At 40.0% G+C, this 698-nt stretch carries 1 protein-coding gene; it reads left to right on the top strand.

Going from position 1 to position 698, the window contains the following annotated elements; all coding sequences use genetic code 11:
- On the top strand, positions 1–698 hold a 698-nt coding region (locus tag BZZ03_RS12060), incomplete at both ends, for an MSCRAMM family adhesin SdrC (protein ID WP_233128997.1).

The raw sequence follows: 698 nt of genomic DNA, 5'->3' as shown, positions 1-698 counted from the left end.
ATTCTGACTTAGAATCTGAAGCTGAACTTGATGCACTGTCTGATGTGCTCATTGATTCTGATTTTGAATCGGACATTGATGTTGATGCACTGTCCGATGTACTTGTAGAATCACTCATTGATTCTGACTTAGAATCTGAAGCTGAACTTGATGCACTGTCTGATGCACTTGTAGAATCACTCATTGATTCTGACTTAGAATCTGAAGCTGAACTTGATGCACTGTCTGATGTGCTTGTAGATTCTGATTTTGAATCGGACATTGATGTTGATGCACTGTCCGATGCACTTGTAGAATCACTCATTGATTCTGACTTAGAATCTGAAGCTGAACTTGATGCACTGTCTGATGTGCTCATTGATTCTGATTTTGAATCGGACATTGATGTTGATGCACTGTCTGATGCACTTGTAGAATCACTCATTGATTCTGACTTAGAATCTGAAGCTGAACTTGATGCACTGTCTGATGTGCTTGTAGATTCGCTCATTGATTCTGATTTAGAGTCTGACGCTGAATTTGATGTGCTATCCGAGGTACTTGTGGATTCACTGGATGCACTGTCCGATGTACTTGTAGAATCACTCATTGATTCTGACTTAGAATCTGAAGCTGAACTTGATGCACTGTCTGATGTGCTCATTGATTCTGATTTTGAATCGGACATTGATGTTGATGCACTGTCCGATGTACTTGTA

The organism is Lactococcus petauri, from assembly GCF_002154895.1.
In the GTDB taxonomy this organism is placed as follows: Bacteria; Bacillota; Bacilli; order Lactobacillales; family Streptococcaceae; genus Lactococcus; species Lactococcus petauri.
The sequence above is the reverse complement of the archived record's forward strand: the minus strand, read 5'-3'. Positions and strand labels throughout refer to the sequence as shown.